Origin of the sequence: Mycobacterium scrofulaceum (genome assembly GCF_002086735.1) — a bacterium.
Taxonomy (GTDB): Bacteria; Actinomycetota; Actinomycetes; order Mycobacteriales; family Mycobacteriaceae; genus Mycobacterium; species Mycobacterium scrofulaceum.
The window spans coordinates 106,982-124,816 of the sequence record NZ_MVIJ01000011.1; the positions used below are offsets into that span (position 1 = coordinate 106,982).

Genomic DNA, 17,835 nt, shown 5'->3' on the forward strand with positions numbered 1-17,835 from the left:
AAGCTCGTGCCTCATGCGCGCCGTGCTGATCGTGAACCCCACCGCCACCTCGACCACCCCGGCCGGTCGCGACCTGCTGGCGCACGCGCTCAAGAGCCGCCTGGAACTCACCGTCGAACACACCAGCCACCGCGGTCACGGCACCGAACTCGCCGAGAAGGCGGTCGCCGACGGTGTCGACCTGGTCGTGGTGCACGGCGGCGACGGCACGGTGAGCGGGGTGGTCAACGGCCTGCTCGGCTGTCCCGGATCGGTGCCGACGGGACCCGTTCCCGCGGTCGCGGTGGTCCCCGGCGGCTCGGCGAACGTGCTGGCGCGGTCGCTGGGCATCTCGCGCGATCCGGTGGCCGCCACCAACCAGCTCATCCAGCTGCTCGACGACTACCGCCGCCACCACACCTGGCGCCGCATCGGCCTGATCGACTGCGGCGAGCGGTGGGCCGTGTTCAACACCGGGATGGGGGTCGACGCGGAGGTGGTGGCCGCGGTCGAGGCCGAACGCGACAAGGGCGGCAAGGTCACGGCGTGGCGGTACATCCGCGCGGCGGTGCCCGCCGTCTGGGGATACACGCGCCGCGAGCCGATGCTCACGCTCGAATTGCCCGGCCGCGCACCGATCCCGGGGGTGAGCTTCGCGTTCGTGTCCAATTCCAGCCCCTGGACGTTCGCCAACGACCGGCCGGTCTGGACGAACCCCGGCTGCACCTTCGAGTCGGGGCTGGGCGTGTTCGCGCCCAAGACCCTGAAGACGATCCCCACCCTGCGCATCGTGCGGCAGATGTTCGCCAAGCGGCCCAAGTTCGAGTTCGACCACCTCATCACCGAGGACGACGTGCCCTGCCTGCGGGTCACCTCGACCGGGGGGCCGGTGGCCTGCCAGTTCGACGGCGACTACCTAGGGGTGCGGGAAACCATGACGTTCCGGGCGGTGCCCGACGCGTTGGCGGTGGTCGCGCCGCCCCGAAAAAATCGGCTCTGAGCTGCGGAAACGAAGCGCACGGAAGCCCGGCGGCGAAAAATTTCCCCGATATTGGCCCGCCAGTGTAGTACAACGGAGTAATGGCTCGGCTACGGAATGATCAAAGTGAGATAGCCCACGAGCGAACTCACGCTATTGACTTCTGTTGAGCCTGTGAAACGATCAAAAGGTTGCATGCAGAAATTTAGATAGGGGTGCGGACCCTTTTCTTGTGCACGCGTTAACAGCCGAAGAAAATTGGCCGTGCGCCTTGCTGCGCACTCAGTGAGGAGTAAGAACGTATGGATTGGCGCCACAAGGCGGTGTGTCGCGACGAGGACCCGGAGCTGTTCTTCCCGGTCGGGAACAGCGGCCCGGCGCTCGCGCAGATCGCTGACGCGAAACTGGTCTGCAATCGGTGCCCGGTGACCACGGATTGCCTGTCCTGGGCCCTGAACACCGGCCAGGACTCGGGCGTCTGGGGCGGCATGAGCGAAGACGAGCGGCGCGCACTCAAGCGTCGCAACGCCCGGACGAAGGCCCGCAGCGGAGTCTGACACAGTCAGAGCACACAGTGCGGCCCCGGCGAAAGTCGGGGCCGCACTGTCGTGTACGGCGCGGTTGTGTACGGCGCGTCCCCGCGCGGGTGGGTCATACCTATAACACCAATCGCGCCCGCCGGCCGATCGGCACTCGCAACACCACGTCGGTGCCGCGGGCCGGCGCCTGGCGCATGCCCAGCGTGCCGTCGAGTTCCGCCGACACCAGCGTGCGCACGATCTGCAGGCCGAGGCTGTCGGAGGTCTCCAGGCTGAAGCCGTCGGGCAGCCCGCGGCCGTCGTCGTGGACGACGACGTCGAGCCAGCGCGCCGAACGCTCGGCGCGGATGGTCACCGAGCCCTCTTCGACGGCCGGGTCGAACGCGTGCTCGATCGCGTTCTGCACCAGTTCGGTGATGACCATGATCAGGGCCGTCGCCCGGTCGGAGTCGAGCACGCCCAGGTCGCCGACCCGGTTGATCCGGATCGGCCGGTCCACCGACGCCACGTCGTTCATGATCGGCAGGATCCGGTCGATGACCTCGTCGAGGTTGACCTGCTCGTCCACCGACATCGACAGCGCGTCGTGCACCAGGGCGATGGACGACACCCGGCGGACCGACTCGATCAGGGCTTCGCGGCCCTCGGCGTTGGCCGTCCGGCGGGCCTGCAGGCGCAGCAGCGCCGCCACCGTCTGCAGGTTGTTCTTCACCCGGTGGTGGATCTCGCGGATCGTCGCGTCCTTGGAGATCAGCGCCCGGTCGCGGCGCTTCACCTCGGTGACGTCGCGGATCAGCACCGCCGCACCGGCGCTCGCGCCGTCGACCATCAACGGCAGCGTCCGCAGCAGCACGGTGGCGCCGCCGGCGTCGACCTCCATCCTCATGCTCTTCCCGCCGGCAAGCAGGTCGAGCACGTGCTCGGCCAGCTCCTGCGCCTCGAACGGGTCGGAGATCAGCGGCCGCGTCACCTTCACCAGGTTGCGGCCCTCCAGCTCGCTGGTCAGGCCCATCCGGTGGTAGGCCGACACCGCGTTGGGGCTGGCATAGGCGACGGCGCCGTTGACGTCCAACCGGATGAAGCCGTCGCCGGCCCGGGGGGTGGAGCGCGACATGACCACGTCGCCCACGTCGGGAAAGGTGCCGTCGGCGAGCATGTGGACCAGATCGCCGGCGCAGTCCCGGTACGCGGTCTCCAGCTGGCCGGACGTGCGGTCGGCCGCGACGGCGGTTTGGTGCCGGGTGAGCACGGCCACGACCTGGGCGCCGTACCGCACCGGGGAGGCCTCCACGTGCGGGCCGGGGAGCCACGAATCCTGTTGCGCCCCTTCGCCGTCCCGCTGGGCGGTGCCGGAGTCGAAGGTCTCGGCGACGAGCGCCAGCCGGTCGGCGTCGACGACGCTGCCCACCGAGTCGGTGACGAGCACCGTGGGCGCGGTGTTCGGGCGGCACTGCGCCACGCACACCAACTTGCCGTCGTCGCGGCGAACCCACATCAGGTAGTCGGCGAACGACAGGTCCGCCAGCAGCTGCCACTCCCCCACCACCGCGTGCAGGTGGTCCACCGCGTTGCCCGGCAGCACGGTGTGTTCGGCGAGCAGATCACCGAGAGTCGACATCGCTCACTCCCCGGGCCATCCCCGGCAGCAGATCGGGCGGTCCAAGCTTTTCGGGGCTAGCTGATCACGGCGATCAGGTCGCCCGCCTGGATGACGTCGCCCACAGCGACGCTCACCTTGCTGACGGTGCCGTCGACCTCGGCCAAGACGGGGATCTCCATCTTCATCGACTCCAGTAGCACCACGACGTCGCCTTTGCCGATCTGGTCACCCTCGGTCACTACGACTTCAAGCACGCTGGCCACGATCTCGGCGCGCACGTCCTCGGCCATCATCACCCCACTCGTTTCGGCCATAGCGCAGGCTGGCTGCTCGTCAAGCTTTCGTCAGGCTCGGTCTATATCGAACCACAGGACCGCTCGAGGCCGCGTCGCACGGGCCGTTGTCGCCACGCCCGACTTCCGTGAGAGACTGGGCGGCAGGCTGACGGGCGCGCGGCGCCCGCATCGCAGACCACTCAACGGAGGTTCGACCCATGGCCAAACGAGGCCGTAAGAAGCGCGACCGCAAGCACAGCAAGGCCAACCACGGCAAGCGGCCCAACGCCTGAGGACCGCTACCGCGTCTCCCGGATGATGGTGGTCCGCCGGATCTCCAGACGTAGCCGCTCACGCAGGCCCTCCGGGGCTTTCTCGCCCCGGCATTTGGTGGCGATCAACGCCTTGATCCGCTCCTCGAGGCCGTAATGCTTGAAGCAACCGGGGCACGCTTCGAGGTGGCGGCGCAGCTGATCCCGCGACTCCGGCGTGCATTCGCCGTCGAGCAGCAGCCAGACCTGCCGGATGACCTCGGCGCAGCCTACGGCGCCGTGGTCGTCGTCGTTGGGGCACGTGTCGCTGGAGCCGGAAAGCTCGCTCATGACGACACCTCCTCGTGCGCCTGGTGGCCGCGGTTGAAGCCCCGCTCCTTGGCCACGTCGGCCAACAGCCCACGCAGTTGACGTCGGCCGCGGTGCAGCCGTGACATTACCGTCCCGATGGGCGTGTCCATGATCTCGGCGATTTCCTTGTAAGGGAAGCCCTCGACATCGGCGTAGTAGACGGCCATCCGGAATTCCTCCGGCAACGCCTGCAGCGCTTCCTTGATCTCGGTGTCCGGCAGCGCCTCGAGCGCCTCGACCTCGGCCGAGCGCAGCCCGGTGGACGAGTGCTCGGCGTTGGACGCCAGCTGCCAGTCGGTGATCTCCTCGGTCGGGTATTCGGCCGGTTGACGCTGCCGCTTGCGGTAGCTGTTGATGTAGGTGTTGGTCAGGATCCGGTACAGCCACGCCTTGAGGTTGGTGCCGGCCCGGAACGAGCGAAAGCCCGCATAGGCCTTCACCATGGTTTCCTGCAGCAGGTCCTCCGCGTCGGCGGGGTTGCGCGTCATGCGCAGCGCGCCGCCGTAGAGCTGGTCCAGCAGGGGAATCGCGTCGCGCTCGAAGCGCGCCATCAACTCCGCGTCCGTCTCCTGCACGGCGGGATCGGGAATCTCCTGTGCTGCCGCGCCGTCTGTGTCGGCCATGTCGATTACCCCGGTCCCTTCTGCTGCGGTGTCGCCGGGCAGCGCTGAAAGCGCCACCGGGCTTGCCAGAAAGCAAGCCCCCCGCTCGGCACCCATTGGACGGTCCAACAGGCTCGTCGCCGCTGACACCAAACCGCTCCTCCCAATCTAGAGGCTGCCACCGACAGTGTCTGCCCGGGTGCGCCCGCATAACATCAGAGACCGAACGGTTCAACAGCGGTGGCCGACGTGCTATTTCCCGGCGTGATCGGGGCCCGCCCGTCCCCCGGCCCGGCCGGCGACGGCAGGACGTTAGTGTGACGCCATGTCCCTGAACGGCAAGACCATGTTCATCTCCGGCGCGAGCCGCGGTATCGGCTTGGCGATCGCCAAACGCGCCGCGCAAGACGGCGCCAACGTCGCCCTGATCGCCAAGACCGCCGAACCGCACCCCAAGCTGCCGGGCACGGTGTACACCGCCGCCAAGGAGCTCGAGGAGGCCGGCGGTGCGGCCCTGCCCATCGTCGGGGACGTCCGCGACCCGGAGTCCGTCGAGGCGGCGGTGGCCAAGACCGTCGAGCAGTTCGGCGGCATCGACATCTGCGTCAACAACGCGTCGGCGATCAACCTGGGATCCATCACCGAGGTGCCGATGAAGCGGTTCGACCTGATGAACGGCATCCAGGTGCGCGGCACGTACGCGGTGTCGCAGGCCTGCATCCCGCACCTGAAGTCCGCGCAGAACCCGCACATCCTGACGCTGTCCCCGCCCGTGCTGCTCGGCAAGGAGTGGCTGAAGCCGACCGCGTACATGATGGCCAAGTTCGGCATGACGCTGTGTGCGCTGGGGATCGCCGAGGAGTTGCGCGACGCGGGCATCGCGTCCAACACGCTGTGGCCGCGCACGCTGGTGGCCACCGCCGCGGTGCAGAACCTGCTCGGCGGCGACGAGGCGATGGGCCGCGCCCGCAAGCCCGAGGTGTACTCCGACGCGGCCTACGTCATCCTGAACAAGCCCGCCCGCGAGTACACCGGCAACACGCTGCTGTGCGAGGACGTGCTGCTGGAGTCCGGCGTCACCGACCTGTCGGTGTACAACTGCGTGCCGGGTGGGCAGCTCGGCGTCGACTTCTGGGTCGACGGCGTGAACCCGCCGGGGTACACGGGCCCGTAGCGGCTCAGCGGTGGCCCGTGCCGCCACGCCCGCGCTGGCCGCGTTGGTGAAAGCCGGTGTGCCCCACGAGGTCGTCACGTTCGAGCACGATCCGCGCGAACGCTCGTTCGGCGGCGAGGCGGTGCACGCGCTCACGGCGCGCGGCATCGCGCCCGAGCAGATCTTCAAGACCCTGGTGATCGCCGTGCCGCGCGGGCTCGCGGTCGCGATCCTGCCGGTGCCGGAACGGCTTTCCCTGAAGGCGGCCGCGGCGGCGCTGGGGGCGGCCAAGGCGAGCATGGCCGAGCCGGCCGCCGCCGAGCGGGCCACCGGATACGTGCTGGGCGCCGTGTCGCCGTTCGGGCAGCGCAAGGCGCTGCCGACCGTGGTGGACGCGGGCGCCCTGGCCTGGGACCGGGTGTACTGCAGCGCCGGGCGGCGCGGCTGGGACCTCGGGGTGTCGCCGCAGGACCTGATCCGGTTGACCGCCGCGGTCACCGCCGGCATCCGGGCGTAGCCGCTGCGGGCGTAACGCCGTGGCGAAAACCGGGGCCGATTTCTCGCCGTGGCGTTACGCTCCCGCCATGAAGACGAAGCGATCCCGCGGCGCGACGATCGTCGCCGCCGGTGTGCTGGCTGTGGCCGGGCTGATGACCACCGGTGTGGGCGTGGGCAACGCCGACACGATCCAGACCGAGGGCAACTACCCGACCCGTCAGGCCTGCCAGGACGCCGGGCCGGGCGTGAAGGCCTCGACCCCGGGAAACTGGAACAACTTCTGGTGCATTCCGGATCGCAACGTCAACGGCAACTGGAAGCTGGTTCTCAGCAACTAAAGCAACCTAAAGTAGGCGGGCCTGCTCGGGTTCCGGGTCGGCCGGCTCGAGTAGCTGCGGCCCGTTGTTGCGGACGTTGTTGACCAGCGTCGACACCTCGCGCATGCGAATGCCCCGCACGTCGGGCGGGCGGGTGAGCAGCTCTTGGTCGATCGGGCCGTCCGGGTCCAGCCAGCGGTCCCACTCCCCCTCGGGCACCACCAGCGGCATCCGGTCGTGGATCTCGGCCAGCTCCCCGGGCGCGTCGGTGGTGATGATCGTGCAGCTCAGCAGCGGCGAGCCCGCCTTCGCCGGTTTCCAGACCGACCACAGGCCCGCCATGAACAGCGGCTCGCCGTCCGCCCGGTACATGAAGAACGGCGTCTTGCGGGATTTCTTGCCGGCGGCGGCGTCGTTGACGCGCCATTCGTAGTAGCCGTCCATCGGGATCAGGCACCGCTTGGACTTGGCGCTCGCCCGGAACGCGGGCGAAGTGGTGACCTTGTCCGCGCGGGCGTTGATCAGCATCGGGCCCTTGGTCTCGGGCGCGCCGTCGCCGGCGGCCTTGGCCCACGGCGGGATCAGCCCCCAGCGCATCAGCCGCACCCGCCGGGTGGGCTCGTCGTCGGGGTCGGTGTGCCGGCTCACGACGGTCGCGATGGTCGAGGTGGGGGCCACGTTGTAGTTGGGCGCCCCGGCGTTTTCGGAGGCGCCGGTGGCCTCGTCGATCGCCTTGATCTTCTGAGCCAGCAGCGCCGGATCGGTGGTGACCGCGAACCGTCCGCACATACCTTCATGGTGGCAGAAGGCGGTGACACGCCATGATGGACCGGTGAGCATGTGGACGGCCCCCAACGTGGCCAGCCCGGTGCACGCGACCGTGACCGTCCCGGGCTCGAAGTCGCAGACCAACCGCGCGCTGGTGCTGGCCGCCCTGGCGGCCGCGCAGGGCCCGCCAACCGGCGGTACCCCGACCATCACCGGCGCGCTGCGCAGCCGGGACACCGACCTGATGATCGGCGCGCTGCGCGCGCTGGGCCTGCGCGTCGACGGCGCCGGACCCGACCTGACGGTCACCGGCCGAATCGCGCCCGGGCCCGACGCGCGCGTCGATTGCGGCCTGGCCGGCACCGTCCTGCGCTTCGTCCCGCCGCTGGCCGCGCTGGCCGAGGCGGTGGTGGAGTTCGACGGCGACGAGCAGGCCCGGGCGCGGCCCATCGCGCCGCTGCTCGACGCGCTGCGCGGCCTGGGCGTGTCGATCGAGGGCACGGGCCTGCCGTTCCGGGTGCACGGCGGCGGCTCGGTTGCCGGGGGCACCGTGGACATCGACGCCTCGGCGTCGTCGCAATTCGTGTCCGGACTGCTGTTGTGCGCGGCGTCGTTCACCGAGGGCCTGACCGTGCGACACACCGGCGCGACGCTGCCGTCGGCCCCGCACATCGCGATGACCGTGGTGATGCTGCGGCAGGCCGGAGTCGACGTCGACGACTCGGTTCGCAACGTTTGGCAAGTGCGCCCCGGCCCGGTCGCGGCCCGGCACTGGCAGGTCGAGCCCGATCTGACCAACGCGGTTCCGTTCCTGGCGGCGGCCGCGGTCAGCGGCGGAACGGTGCGCATCACCGGCTGGCCGGCGGCCAGCGTGCAGCCCGCCGACCACATCCTGGCCGTGCTAGGAAAGCTGAATGCCGTTGTCAACCAAGGTGATTCGTTCCTCGAGGTGCAGGGTAGCACCGACTACCCCGGTTTCGACGTCGACCTGCGCGCCGTCGGCGAGCTGACCCCGGCGGTGGCGGCGCTGGCCGCGCTGGCCAAGCCGGGATCGGTGTCGCACCTGTCCGGCATCGGCCACCTGCGCGGCCACGAGACCGACCGGCTCGCCGCGCTGAGCGCCGAGATCAACCGCCTCGGCGGTGACTGCACCGAAACGCCCGACGGGCTGGTGATCACCGCGAGACCGCTACACCCCGGCGTCTGGCGCGCCTACGCCGACCACCGGATGGCGATGGCCGGCGCGATCGTCGGGCTGCGGGTGGCCGGCGTCGAGGTGGACGACGTCGGCTCCACCTCCAAGACGCTGCCGGAGTTCCCGCAGCTGTGGGCGCGCATGTTGGAGTCCGATATTTGAGGCCCGGCGACTACGACGAGTCCGATGTCAAGGTCCGCTCCGGCAGGGGCTCGCGACCGCGCACCAAGACTCGTCCCGAGCACGCCGATGCCGAGGCCGCAATGGTGGTCAGCGTCGACCGCGGGCGCTGGGGATGCGTGCTCGGCGGCGACCCCACCCGGCGGGTCACGGCCATGCGCGCCCGGGAACTGGGCCGCACCCCGATCGTGGTGGGTGACGACGTCGACGTCGTCGGCGACCTGTCCGGGCGGACCGACACCCTGGCCCGCATCGTGCGGCGCGCCGAACGGCGAACGGTGTTGCGGCGCACCGCCGATGACACCGATCCCACCGAGCGGGTGGTGGTCGCCAACGCCGACCAGTTGCTGATCGTCGTGGCGCTGGCCGACCCGCCGCCGCGCACCGGGTTGGTCGACCGGGCGCTGATCGCCGCCTTCGCCGGCGGGCTGACCCCGATCCTGTGCCTGACCAAAACCGACCTCGCCGCGCCGGAGCCGTTCGCCGCCCATTTCGTGGACCTGGACCTGACCGTGGTCGCCGCCGGCCGCGACGATCCGCTGCTCGCGGTGGCCGACCTGCTCGCCGGCAAGATCACCGTCCTGCTGGGCCATTCCGGCGTCGGCAAGTCCACGCTGGTGAATCGCCTTGTGCCCGAAGCGGAACGGGCCGTCGGCGAAGTCACCGACATCGGCAGGGGCAGACACACCTCCACCCAGTCGGTCGCTTTGCCGTTGGCGACGTCGGGCTGGGTCATCGACACCCCGGGCATCCGGTCCTTCGGGCTGGCGCACATCGAGCCCGGCGACGTGCTGATGGCCTTCTCGGATCTGGCCGGCGCGATCGAGAACTGCCCGCGCGGCTGCGGACACATGGGGCCGCCGGCCGACCCCGAGTGCGCGCTCGACGCCCTGTCCGGCCCCGCCGCCCGCCGGGTGGCCGCGGCCCGCCGCCTGCTGGGCGCGCTCAATCAGGCTTAGCCAGCCGCATGCCCAGTTCCTCGGGGGGCACCAAATGTCCCTCGCTGCACCGTATTTGCACCTCCGCGTCGGCGCCACAGCCCAGATGTGTCAACCGGAGCCGGTTACGACCCGGCAGATGGCGCCGGCCCCACTCGAACAGCGCCCACACCACCGGCATGAATTCGATCCCCGCCTCGGTCAGCACATATTCGTCCCGGCTGCGCTGCCCCGGTTCCCGATAGGGCCGGCGCGTCAACAGGCCGAGCTCGACCAGTTCGGCCAGCCGCGCCGAGGTGGCCGCCTTGGTGATGCCCACCCGGCGCGCGAAGTCGTCGAACCGGGTCGTGCCGTAGTACGCCTCACGCATGATCAGCATCGCGGATTTCGTCCCGACGACCGCCATGGTCTTCTCGATCGCACACTCGCCGACCGCCGACCATGCCTCACGGTCGGCCAGCGGACCCTGCAGCATTGTCACGCAGATCACCCTCCGATCTAGGTTGCATTCAGTGTACCTAGGTGTTATAGCTGGGTATAGAAGTTAATACTCAGCTCGAGGAGGAGCCATGAACCGCGACGCCGTGATCGTCGGAGCCGTCCGGACCCCGATCGGCAAGGGCAAGCCGAGCGGCGCGCTGCACGACGTGCTGCCCGCCGACCTGCTCGCCCACAGCCTGCGCGAGCTGGTCGCCCGCACCGGCGTGGACCCCGCGCAGATCGACGACGTCATCGCCGGCGCCGTCACGCAGGTCGGCGACCAGGCGGTCAACATCGCCCGCAATGCGCTGCTGGGCGCCGGATTCCCCGAGTCGGTTCCCGGGGTCACGATCGACCGGCAGTGCGGCAGCAGCCAGCAGGCCATCAGTTTCGCCGCGCAGGGCGTGCTGGCCGGCGCCTACGACATCGTCGTCGCCGCCGGCGTGGAGTCGATGGGCCGCGTTCCGATGGGCACCTCGGTGCTGCCGGGCAGCAACCCGTTCGGCGACGACATGACGCGGCGCTACCCCGACGGCCTGGTGCCGCAGGGCATCAGCGCCGAGCTGATCGCGGCGCGCTGGGGCTTTTCGCGCACCCAGCTCGACGAGTTCTCCGCCGGCAGCCACGACAAGGCGGCCCGCGCCACCAAGGACGGGCTGTTCGACAACGAGCTGATCGGCATCGCCGGCCTTGCCAGCGACGAGTTCATCCGGCCCGGCACGACGGTCGAAACGCTGGCCGGCCTGCGGCCCGCGTTCTACAGCGAGGCGATGGAAGCCCGCTTCCCGCAGATCAATTGGGAAATCACCGCCGGCAACTCGTCACCGCTGTCCGACGGAAGCGCCGCGGTCATGATCACCAGCGGCGAGGTCGCCAAGAAACTCGGGCTGCGCCCGCTGGCCCGCATCCACACCACCACCGTGGTCGGCTCCGATCCGCTCTACATGCTGACCGGGGTCATCCCGGCCACCGAAAAGGCGCTGCAGCGGGCCGGCTTGACGCTGGCCGACATCGACCTGTTCGAGGTCAACGAGGCGTTCGCGCCCGTGGTGCTCGCCTGGGCGCACGACACCGGCGCCGACCTGGCCAAGACCAACGTCAACGGCGGCGCCATCGCGATCGGTCACCCGCTGGGCGCCAGCGGCGCCCGCATCATGACGACCCTGGTCAACGCGCTCGAGCAGCGCGGCGGGCGGTACGGGCTGCAGACCATGTGCGAGGGCGGCGGGATGGCCAACGCGACGATCATCGAGCGGCTCTGATGGAGACCCACTTCGACGGCGTGCGGGTGCGCTACGACAGCACCAAGGGCTACGAGGAGTTGCTCGCCGCGTTGCTGGCCGACATCGGCGAGCGGCCCGTCCCGATAAACGACATCGCCAACAAGCACAAGGACTGGGATTCATACCGGCAAGAGGTCGAAACCCACGTCGGCCCGAGCGGATTCATGTTGTTCGCGCTGCTCGACCACGGCGCGTGGATCACGAAGGCCGGCATCGACCGCAAGGCGATCCGTGTCATCCTGGGCAATCCGCTGATCGCGATCACGATGCTGCGCCACGATGTCAGCGCGGGCCTGTTCGCACCGGTCGAGCTGCTCGTGGTCGAGGAGGACTCGGTCTCGAGCCTGACGTACGTAAAGCCGTCATCGCTGATGGTGATCGGTCCCAATCCCGAGCTGCTCAGCGCCGCAGAAGAACTCGACGACAAGCTGGCCGCACTGGCCACCAAGGTGACCGGCGGCTCGTGACGCGACTTGCTCAGCGCGGCCGTCGTTGCAGGAAATACTGCAGACGCGCTGCAGACGATTGACGTTGGGGGGATCCAGTGGGTCAGTACTCTTTCGCTATGCACCGCACGAACACTCAGGACTTCGACACACGCCGCCGTGCCGAGTGCACTGGGCATGGCACGTTGCATCCGCACATCTGAGACGCTCGCAGGACGAACACCGCACTCGACCCATTCGACCGCGTGGTTGTCATGGTTTGCTGATCACGAATAGCCGCAAGGGAGAAGCAGTTATGAGAGCGTGGCTGTGGGATGGACATGCAGGGATAGATCATCTGACCCTGGCTGACGCGCCTGATCCGGTCCCAGAAGAAGGCGAAGTGGTCATACAAGTCCACTACGCCGGCTTAAATCCGGCCGACCGGATGATGGCAGAGAGGCGCTACCCGTATCCGGTATATCCACCTGCGCCGCACGTGCTGGGACGGGATGGCGTCGGGGAAGTAATCAAAGTCGGCAAGGGCGTCGAGGGTGTGCAGGTGGGCGAAAGGCGCGTTCTTCTGCGCAGTGATGTTGGGCTTCTCCGTTGGGGCATGTTTGCCGAACAAGTGTCGATACCGGCGGTCAACTTAGCGGAGATCCCCGCAGGTTGGACCGAAGAGCAGTCGTCGGGCGCCGCCGTGGTTTATCTATCGGCGTACCGCGCGCTCACCATGTGGGAACCGCTCAAGGAAAACTCCGTGGTGCTGGTCACCGGCGCATCAGGAGGGGTCGGAGTTGCGGCTGTGCAACTGGCGGCGGCGATGGGCCACACGGTCGTGGCCCTTTCGCGCAGCGAGGAAAAGCAACGACGCCTCGAGGATCTCGGAGCGAGGTTCACATTCAACCCTGAGGACCCGCAGTGGCGAGCTCGCGTAAAAGATGCCCTGAACGGAGGCGGGGTGAACCTGGCAGTCGACACGATTGGGGGCACGCTGCTTCCCGAAGTCATCGATACGATGGGCGATTCGGGAAGACTCAGCCTGGTGGGAGAACTCGGAGGCCCGGTGCCCAACTTTTACACGGGCACGCTCTTTTCCCGCTGGCTCCGAATCGGCGCAATGGCTCTCAGCTTCTACACACCGGAGCAGCATCGCGCCGGCTGGCACGACCTCTTGGGCATCTTGGCCCGCTCTGGCGCACAGCCTCTGGTCGACCGTGCGTTTCCGTTCGAGCAGTTGCCGCAAGCCTTCGAACGCCTAGCCGAAGGCCCGATGGGTAAAGTGGTGATCGAGGTAAAGCCTTGAGCGTCCATCACGTTGGCTTCGGCTCAACCGAACCCGGTAGGTAACGCCAGCGGGTAAAGAGCAGTTTCGCGCCCGTCGTACTGGCCCATGAATCACGCTGGGCCGCAGAGCAACTGGGCACCAAAGCCGAGAACGAGCCGCAGCGGCCCGTGAACTACAGCCAGCCGGTGCGGGCCGCGGCCACCGGCTCGGGCGGCGGCGGGGCCAACGCCCCGTCCCGCACGCCGTCGAGCATCCGCTTCACCGCGGCCACGATCTCCGGCGCCGCCGCGGCCAGCCCGGCCTTATCGGCGTCGCTCACCTCGTCGGGATCGACGCCCGCCCGGGCCAGCACGGCGGCCGGGTCGGCCAGCTGCCCGGCCAGCCAGGCGACGGGGTCGGCCGACAACTCGGGAACGAAGTGCCGCCGCCCGGGTTCCCACCCGTCGAACTTCGGGTGGTGGTGGGCGCGGTCCAGCGTCCCCGGCGGGCTTTCGGTGGAGCCGAACAGGTCCACCCGCCACACCGGACGGTTGAAGGCGATCGGGACGCCGGCGTAGATCGACCCCTGCGGGTCGGCACGGTCGACGAGGCGCAGTTCCAGCCTGACCCCCCGCTCCGGGGTCTCCTGACCTTCGAGCGGGCGCGGGTCGACGAAGAACATGTCCCCGACGACCACGCCCATGGTTTCGAATCCGAACGCTGCGAGCATGATTCCGAGCGTAGTACCGGCCGCTGCGTCAGGCACCGACTTCCTCGGCCGCCCGCTCGGGCAGCACCACCTCGTAGTCGCCGAGCACCGCCGTCTGCGTGCGCCGCTGGTATTCGTGCACCAGTCCCGGCCAGTTGGTGGTGACCCGGCCCGAGGCGGCGCGGTACCAGGAGTCGCAGGTGGTCCACACGCCGGCGTCCAGGCGGGACTGCACCTCGGCGTCGTAGGCCTGCTCCACGGCGGCCCGGACGTCGAACGCGCGGGCCACGCCCCCGCGGGCGAGCTGTTCGGTGAGCTGGCGGATGTAGCGGGCCTGCTGCTCCATCATCAGGATGATCGAACTGCTGCCCAGATTGGTGTTCGGGCCGTAGATCAAAAACATGTTCGGGAAGCCCGGCACGGCCATGCCCAGGTGGGCGCGGGCACCGCCGGCCCATTCGGTCTGCAAGTCGCGCCCGTGGCGGCCGGTGACCGTCATCGGCGCAAGGAATTCGGTCGCCTTGAACCCGGTGCCGTAGATGATGACGTCAGCCTCGTGCAAGACGCCGTCGGCGGTGCGCAGGCCGGTCGCCGTCACCTCGGTGATCGCCTGGGTCTCGACGCCGACGTTGTCGCAGGCCAGCGCCGGGTACCAGTCGCTGCTGAACAGCACGCGCTTGCAGCCGATCGGGTAGTCGGGCGTGAGCTTGGCCCGCAGCACGGGATCCTTGATGTGGCGCTTGAGGTTTGCCGCCGCGACGACGCCGATCACCCGGGCGAGCGGGGCGACCTTGGTCAGCGCGAGGCCGAAGAACTCCGAGATCTCCCAGATCAATGTGCGCATGGCCGCGGCGAACCCGGGCACCGTGCGAAACGCCGCGTGGTGCGCGCCGGTGTAGGCGCGGTCCGGCTTCGGGATGACGTATGGCGCGGAGCGCTGAAAGACGGTGACGCGCCCCGCGACCCGGCGAATGCGCGGGACGAACTGGATCGCCGACGCGCCGGTGCCCAGCACCGCGACGCGCTTGCCGGCCAGGTCGACATCGTGGCGCCACTGCGCCGAATGGAACGACGGTCCCGCGAACGTGTCGAGCCCCGGGACGTTCGGGAGCGCCGGGCGCGACAGCTGGCCCACGGCGGGCACCAGCACGTCGGCCTCGAAGGTTTCGCCGGTCGACGTCTCCACCCGCCAGCCGGCGGTGGAATCGTCGTAGCGGGCCGACGTGACCTCGACCCCGGTCCGGACCAGGTCGCGCAGGCCGAACCGGTCGGCGGTGTCGTGGATGTAGCCGAGGATGTCGCGTTGCTCGGCGTATCTGCGCCCCCAGTCGGTCTTTCGGGCGAAGGAGTAGGAGTACAGATTGGACGGAACGTCGCACGCGGCACCGGGATAGGTGTTCTCCCGCCAGACGCCGCCGATGTCGTCGGCCTTCTCCAGGATGGTCACGTCGGCGAGACCGTCCCGGGACAGCTCGTGGGCGGCGGCGAGGCCACCGAACCCGGCCCCGATGACCAGGACGCGCGGCTTGCGAGTGGGCGAAGTCATGAATCACACGGTAGGGGCGGGCGACGGGTCACGGGCAGCCGATTGCGGACGGCAAATCCATGATTCCGGCCACGCTCAGACGGCGACCAGCCGCGCGCGGGGCGCGACCGAACGCTGGTGGCGCGCGGGCGTCGTGCCCGTCCACCGCTTGAAGGCGGCGATGAAACTCGTCGCCTCGGCGTAGCCGAGCCGCAGCGCCACGTCTTCGACGGACAGCGCGCCCGTCGCCAGCAACTCCTCGGCGAGGACCCGGTGCACCTCCTCGACCAGATCCCGGAAGGTCGTGTTCTCCTCGGCCAGGCGCCGCCGCAGCGTCCGCTCGCTCATCGCCAGTTGCCGGGCGACGGCCGTGATCGTGTGGGGTTCACCGTCGATGGACGCCAGCCGCTCGCGGACGCGCTGGGCCACGCCGGTCCGCTGCCGGCGGCGTTCCAGCAGGGCGCGGCACTGCTGCTCGCACATGGCCACGGTCATCTCGCTGGCCTGCGGGAGCGGATCGCCCAACAGGGCGGCCGGCCAGCGCGCCACGTTGGCCGGCGAGTCGTAACGCGGTGCCACGCCGAATACCTTGCGCGCCAACGCGTCACCCGAAGCGGGCGCCGGGCCGGCGAACTCGATCGAGGTGAACGGGATGGGCCGGCCCAGCAGCTCGGCCATCACCCGGGCGATCGCCGCCAAATCGCGGCGCACCAGAAACTCCGCCACCGGACCGGTGACGTCGGGCAGGTCGAGCCGCATCGCCGCGACCGGGCCCTCCACCGCGACGGTGGGCAGGCAGAAACCGTAGCTGAGCTCGTAATAGCGGGCCGCGAACCGGACGGCGTCGCCCAGCGTCGAACTGGTCAGGCAGGCGAAACCGAAGATGCCCAGCGACCCGACGTGGTAACTGCCGCCCACCCGCACCCCGAGGTCGGCCGGGTCCCCCAGCAGGTTCACCAGGTTCGTCACCACCGCCAGCTCCTGGCGTCCCACGATCATCCGGGTGTGGTCGCGCAGATGGGCCTCCGACAGGCCGGTGTCGTCCAGCACGTCGGCCACGGCAAGCCCGTTCTCGCAACCGAACTCGGCCATCAGCGCGACACTGGCCGTGCTGCGCGGGAAGTCCCAGTGCGATACCTGCGACCCGACGAACACCTGCACGCGTCCCAGTATGGCGAACGGCGGCAGCGACGGGGGTCAGGCGGCCAGGTCGTCCGCGCCGCCCACCGCCCGCCGCGCCTCGCGCTGTGCGCGCTTGGCGCGCCGCCAGCCGCGCACGGTCTCGATCGCGGTCTTGAGCCCGCGCCGCCGGCCGGTCTCCGGGTCCGTGCCCGCGAAACCGGGCTCGAGTTCGGCGAACATCCGCTCGCTGCGGGTTTCCGGCGCGTTATCGGCGGTGTCGCGCAGGTAGGAGTTCGGCAACGACAGCTTGGCCAGCGTGCGCCAGGTCTTGGCGTACTGCACCAGGAACGAGCCCGTGGTGTAGGGCAGGTCGTACTTGTCGCACACCTCGCGCACCCGCACCGCGATCTCCTCGTACCGGTTGCTCGGCAGGTCCGGGAACAGGTGGTGCTCGATCTGGTGGGACAGGTTGCCGCTCATGAACCGCAGCACCGGCCCGGCCTCGAAGTTGGCGCTGCCCAGCATCTGGCGCAGGTACCACTGCCCGCGGGTCTCGCCGATCATGTCGGTCTTGGTGAATTTCTCTGCGCCGTCGGGGAAGTGGCCGCAGAAGATCACCGCGTTGGCCCACACGTTGCGGATCACGTTGGCGAGGGCGTTGGCCTTGAGCGTGGACGTGTAGGTCGCCCCGGGCGACAGCGCGGTCAGCGCGGGGAACGCGACGTAGTCCTTGAGCACCTGACGGCCGGCCTTCGCGAGGAACTCGTCCACCCGCTGGCGGGCGTCGTCGTGACCCATCCGCTTCTTGGCGATCTTCCCGAGCTCCACGTGCTGCAGGCCGACGCCCCACTCGAACAGGAGCATGAGCATGGTGTTGTAGACCAGGTTGAGCAGGTTGAAGCGCTTCCAGCGCTGGTCGCGGGTGACGCGCAGCAGGCCGTAGCCGACGTCGTCGTCCATCCCGAGGATGTTCGTGTACTTGTGGTGCACGAAGTTGTGGGTGTAGCGCCAGTGCTTGGACGACCCGCTCATGTCCCATTCCCACGTGGTGGAGTGGATCTCGGGGTCGTTCATCCAGTCCCACTGGCCGTGCATGACGTTGTGGCCGATCTCCATGTTCTCGATGATCTTGGCCACGCCCAAGGTGACGGCTCCCGTCCACCACGCGGAGCGGCGCGAACTCGCGGCCAGCAGCAGCCGGCCGGAAACCTCCAGCGCGCGCTGCGCCGCGATGGTGCGGCGGATGTAGCGGGCGTCTTTCGCCCCACGTGAGTCCTCGATGTCCTGGCGAATGGCGTCCAGTTCAACGGCCAGGTTCTCGATGTCGGCGTCCGTCAGATGGGCGAATACGTCGACGTCGGTGATCGCCATCGTC

At 69.2% G+C, this 17,835-nt stretch carries 21 protein-coding genes; 11 read left to right on the forward strand and 10 right to left on the reverse strand.

Annotation, left to right across the window (positions count from 1 at the left end; all coding sequences use genetic code 11):
- The first annotated feature begins 13 nt into the window (after positions 1–13).
- Positions 14–979: a diacylglycerol/lipid kinase family protein gene (locus tag BST44_RS09960; protein WP_083176943.1), complete on the forward strand. Its 966-nt coding sequence runs from the start codon at positions 14–16 to the stop codon at positions 977–979.
- A gap of 281 nt (positions 980–1,260) precedes the next feature.
- Entirely contained in the window at positions 1,261–1,515 is a 255-nt protein-coding gene (gene whiB1 / locus BST44_RS09965; RefSeq protein ID WP_007168139.1) for a transcriptional regulator WhiB1, read from the forward strand.
- A gap of 100 nt (positions 1,516–1,615) precedes the next feature.
- Here whiB1 and BST44_RS09970 read toward each other — a convergent pair whose 3' ends face one another.
- Positions 1,616–3,115: a sensor histidine kinase gene (locus BST44_RS09970; RefSeq protein ID WP_083176944.1), complete on the reverse strand. Its 1,500-nt coding sequence runs from the start codon at positions 3,113–3,115 to the stop codon at positions 1,616–1,618.
- Between the two features lie 56 nt (positions 3,116–3,171).
- Positions 3,172–3,387, reverse strand: a complete 216-nt coding sequence (locus tag BST44_RS09975) for a biotin/lipoyl-binding carrier protein (RefSeq protein WP_083176987.1) — start codon at positions 3,385–3,387, stop codon at positions 3,172–3,174.
- Positions 3,388–3,590: 203 nt separating this feature from the next.
- Here BST44_RS09975 and BST44_RS31680 point away from each other — a divergent pair, with 203 nt between their 5' ends.
- On the forward strand, positions 3,591–3,665 hold the full coding sequence (locus BST44_RS31680; protein ID WP_011728008.1) for a 50S ribosomal protein bL37: 75 nt from the start codon (positions 3,591–3,593) through the stop codon (positions 3,663–3,665).
- A 6-nt stretch (positions 3,666–3,671) separates the two neighbouring features.
- On the opposite strand, the gene rsrA is transcribed toward BST44_RS31680, so the two are convergent.
- Positions 3,672–3,974 (reverse strand): mycothiol system anti-sigma-R factor, encoded by a 303-nt coding sequence (rsrA, locus tag BST44_RS09980; protein WP_007168135.1) that lies wholly within the window; start codon positions 3,972–3,974, stop codon positions 3,672–3,674.
- Complete coding sequence (locus BST44_RS09985; RefSeq protein ID WP_167380181.1) at positions 3,971–4,618, reverse strand: sigma-70 family RNA polymerase sigma factor; 648 nt, start codon at positions 4,616–4,618, stop codon at positions 3,971–3,973. The genes rsrA and BST44_RS09985 overlap by 4 nt, the downstream gene beginning before the upstream one ends.
- A 304-nt stretch (positions 4,619–4,922) precedes the next feature.
- Between BST44_RS09985 and BST44_RS09990 the strand changes: the two genes are divergently transcribed.
- The 3 genes from BST44_RS09990 to BST44_RS10000 all read left to right on the forward strand — a co-directional run bounded on the left by BST44_RS09990 (position 4,923) and on the right by BST44_RS10000 (position 6,586).
- Complete coding sequence (locus BST44_RS09990; protein ID WP_083176946.1) at positions 4,923–5,771, forward strand: SDR family oxidoreductase; 849 nt, start codon at positions 4,923–4,925, stop codon at positions 5,769–5,771.
- A 10-nt stretch (positions 5,772–5,781) separates the two neighbouring features.
- Positions 5,782–6,267, forward strand: a complete 486-nt coding sequence (locus BST44_RS09995) for an aminoacyl-tRNA deacylase (protein ID WP_083176947.1) — start codon at positions 5,782–5,784, stop codon at positions 6,265–6,267.
- Between the two features lie 67 nt (positions 6,268–6,334).
- Positions 6,335–6,586, forward strand: a complete 252-nt coding sequence (locus BST44_RS10000; RefSeq protein WP_083176948.1) for a hypothetical protein — start codon at positions 6,335–6,337, stop codon at positions 6,584–6,586.
- A gap of 6 nt (positions 6,587–6,592) precedes the next feature.
- Here BST44_RS10000 and BST44_RS10005 read toward each other — a convergent pair whose 3' ends face one another.
- On the reverse strand, positions 6,593–7,354 hold the full coding sequence (locus BST44_RS10005; protein ID WP_083176949.1) for an SOS response-associated peptidase: 762 nt from the start codon (positions 7,352–7,354) through the stop codon (positions 6,593–6,595).
- Positions 7,355–7,397: 43 nt separating this feature from the next.
- Here BST44_RS10005 and aroA point away from each other — a divergent pair, with 43 nt between their 5' ends.
- Together aroA and rsgA are read left to right on the forward strand one after the other, a co-directional pair.
- Entirely contained in the window at positions 7,398–8,690 is a 1,293-nt protein-coding gene (gene aroA / locus BST44_RS10010) for a 3-phosphoshikimate 1-carboxyvinyltransferase (RefSeq protein WP_439330706.1), read from the forward strand.
- Positions 8,687–9,667 (forward strand): ribosome small subunit-dependent GTPase A, encoded by a 981-nt coding sequence (gene rsgA / locus BST44_RS10015; protein WP_083176951.1) that lies wholly within the window; start codon positions 8,687–8,689, stop codon positions 9,665–9,667. Before aroA ends, rsgA begins: the two co-directional genes overlap by 4 nt.
- Here the strand turns inward: rsgA and BST44_RS10020 are convergent.
- Positions 9,654–10,127: a winged helix-turn-helix transcriptional regulator gene (locus tag BST44_RS10020; RefSeq protein ID WP_083176988.1), complete on the reverse strand. Its 474-nt coding sequence runs from the start codon at positions 10,125–10,127 to the stop codon at positions 9,654–9,656. The genes rsgA and BST44_RS10020 overlap by 14 nt on opposite strands.
- A gap of 88 nt (positions 10,128–10,215) precedes the next feature.
- Between BST44_RS10020 and BST44_RS10025 the strand changes: the two genes are divergently transcribed.
- The 3 genes from BST44_RS10025 to BST44_RS10035 all read left to right on the forward strand — a co-directional run bounded on the left by BST44_RS10025 (position 10,216) and on the right by BST44_RS10035 (position 13,143).
- Positions 10,216–11,388, forward strand: coding sequence for a thiolase family protein (locus BST44_RS10025; RefSeq protein WP_083176952.1), 1,173 nt, complete (start codon positions 10,216–10,218; stop codon positions 11,386–11,388).
- Positions 11,388–11,876 (forward strand): DUF302 domain-containing protein, encoded by a 489-nt coding sequence (locus BST44_RS10030; protein ID WP_083176953.1) that lies wholly within the window; start codon positions 11,388–11,390, stop codon positions 11,874–11,876. The genes BST44_RS10025 and BST44_RS10030 overlap by 1 nt, the downstream gene beginning before the upstream one ends.
- A gap of 274 nt (positions 11,877–12,150) precedes the next feature.
- Positions 12,151–13,143 carry a quinone oxidoreductase family protein gene (locus tag BST44_RS10035; RefSeq protein WP_083176954.1) on the forward strand — a complete coding sequence of 331 codons (993 nt, stop codon included), beginning with the start codon at positions 12,151–12,153 and terminating at the stop codon, positions 13,141–13,143.
- 154 nt (positions 13,144–13,297) lie between these two features.
- On the opposite strand, the gene BST44_RS10040 is transcribed toward BST44_RS10035, so the two are convergent.
- The 4 genes from BST44_RS10040 to BST44_RS10055 form a co-directional block, all read right to left on the reverse strand.
- On the reverse strand, positions 13,298–13,834 hold the full coding sequence (locus BST44_RS10040; protein ID WP_083176955.1) for a hypothetical protein: 537 nt from the start codon (positions 13,832–13,834) through the stop codon (positions 13,298–13,300).
- Positions 13,835–13,862: 28 nt separating this feature from the next.
- Positions 13,863–15,359, reverse strand: coding sequence for a flavin-containing monooxygenase (locus BST44_RS10045; RefSeq protein ID WP_083176956.1), 1,497 nt, complete (start codon positions 15,357–15,359; stop codon positions 13,863–13,865).
- A gap of 75 nt (positions 15,360–15,434) precedes the next feature.
- Positions 15,435–16,499 carry an AraC family transcriptional regulator gene (locus BST44_RS10050; protein ID WP_083176957.1) on the reverse strand — a complete coding sequence of 355 codons (1,065 nt, stop codon included), beginning with the start codon at positions 16,497–16,499 and terminating at the stop codon, positions 15,435–15,437.
- Positions 16,500–16,535: 36 nt separating this feature from the next.
- A complete protein-coding gene (locus BST44_RS10055; RefSeq protein ID WP_083176958.1) occupies positions 16,536–17,831 on the reverse strand; it encodes a fatty acid desaturase family protein in 1,296 nt (431 codons plus the stop codon).
- Between the last annotated feature and the right edge of the window lie 4 nt (positions 17,832–17,835).

Bases quoted from the DNA above. Each gene is read 5' to 3' on its own strand.
- BST44_RS09990 (WP_083176946.1), top strand. From the start codon at position 4,923: ATGTCCCTGAACGGCAAGACCATGTTCATCTCCGGCGCGAGCCGCGGT.
- BST44_RS10035 (WP_083176954.1), top strand. From the start codon at position 12,151: ATGAGAGCGTGGCTGTGGGATGGACATGCAGGGATAGATCATCTGACC.
- BST44_RS09960 (WP_083176943.1), top strand. From the start codon at position 14: ATGCGCGCCGTGCTGATCGTGAACCCCACCGCCACCTCGACCACCCCG.
- BST44_RS10030 (WP_083176953.1), top strand. From the start codon at position 11,388: ATGGAGACCCACTTCGACGGCGTGCGGGTGCGCTACGACAGCACCAAG.
- BST44_RS09975 (WP_083176987.1), bottom strand. From the start codon at position 3,387: ATGGCCGAGGACGTGCGCGCCGAGATCGTGGCCAGCGTGCTTGAAGTC.
- whiB1 (WP_007168139.1), top strand. From the start codon at position 1,261: ATGGATTGGCGCCACAAGGCGGTGTGTCGCGACGAGGACCCGGAGCTG.
- BST44_RS10025 (WP_083176952.1), top strand. From the start codon at position 10,216: ATGAACCGCGACGCCGTGATCGTCGGAGCCGTCCGGACCCCGATCGGC.
- BST44_RS10040 (WP_083176955.1), bottom strand. From the start codon at position 13,834: ATGCTCGCAGCGTTCGGATTCGAAACCATGGGCGTGGTCGTCGGGGAC.
- BST44_RS09985 (WP_167380181.1), bottom strand. From the start codon at position 4,618: ATGGCCGACACAGACGGCGCGGCAGCACAGGAGATTCCCGATCCCGCC.
- rsrA (WP_007168135.1), bottom strand. From the start codon at position 3,974: ATGAGCGAGCTTTCCGGCTCCAGCGACACGTGCCCCAACGACGACGAC.
- BST44_RS10055 (WP_083176958.1), bottom strand. From the start codon at position 17,831: ATGGCGATCACCGACGTCGACGTATTCGCCCATCTGACGGACGCCGAC.
- BST44_RS09970 (WP_083176944.1), bottom strand. From the start codon at position 3,115: ATGTCGACTCTCGGTGATCTGCTCGCCGAACACACCGTGCTGCCGGGC.
- BST44_RS10005 (WP_083176949.1), bottom strand. From the start codon at position 7,354: ATGTGCGGACGGTTCGCGGTCACCACCGATCCGGCGCTGCTGGCTCAG.
- BST44_RS10045 (WP_083176956.1), bottom strand. From the start codon at position 15,359: ATGACTTCGCCCACTCGCAAGCCGCGCGTCCTGGTCATCGGGGCCGGG.
- BST44_RS10000 (WP_083176948.1), top strand. From the start codon at position 6,335: ATGAAGACGAAGCGATCCCGCGGCGCGACGATCGTCGCCGCCGGTGTG.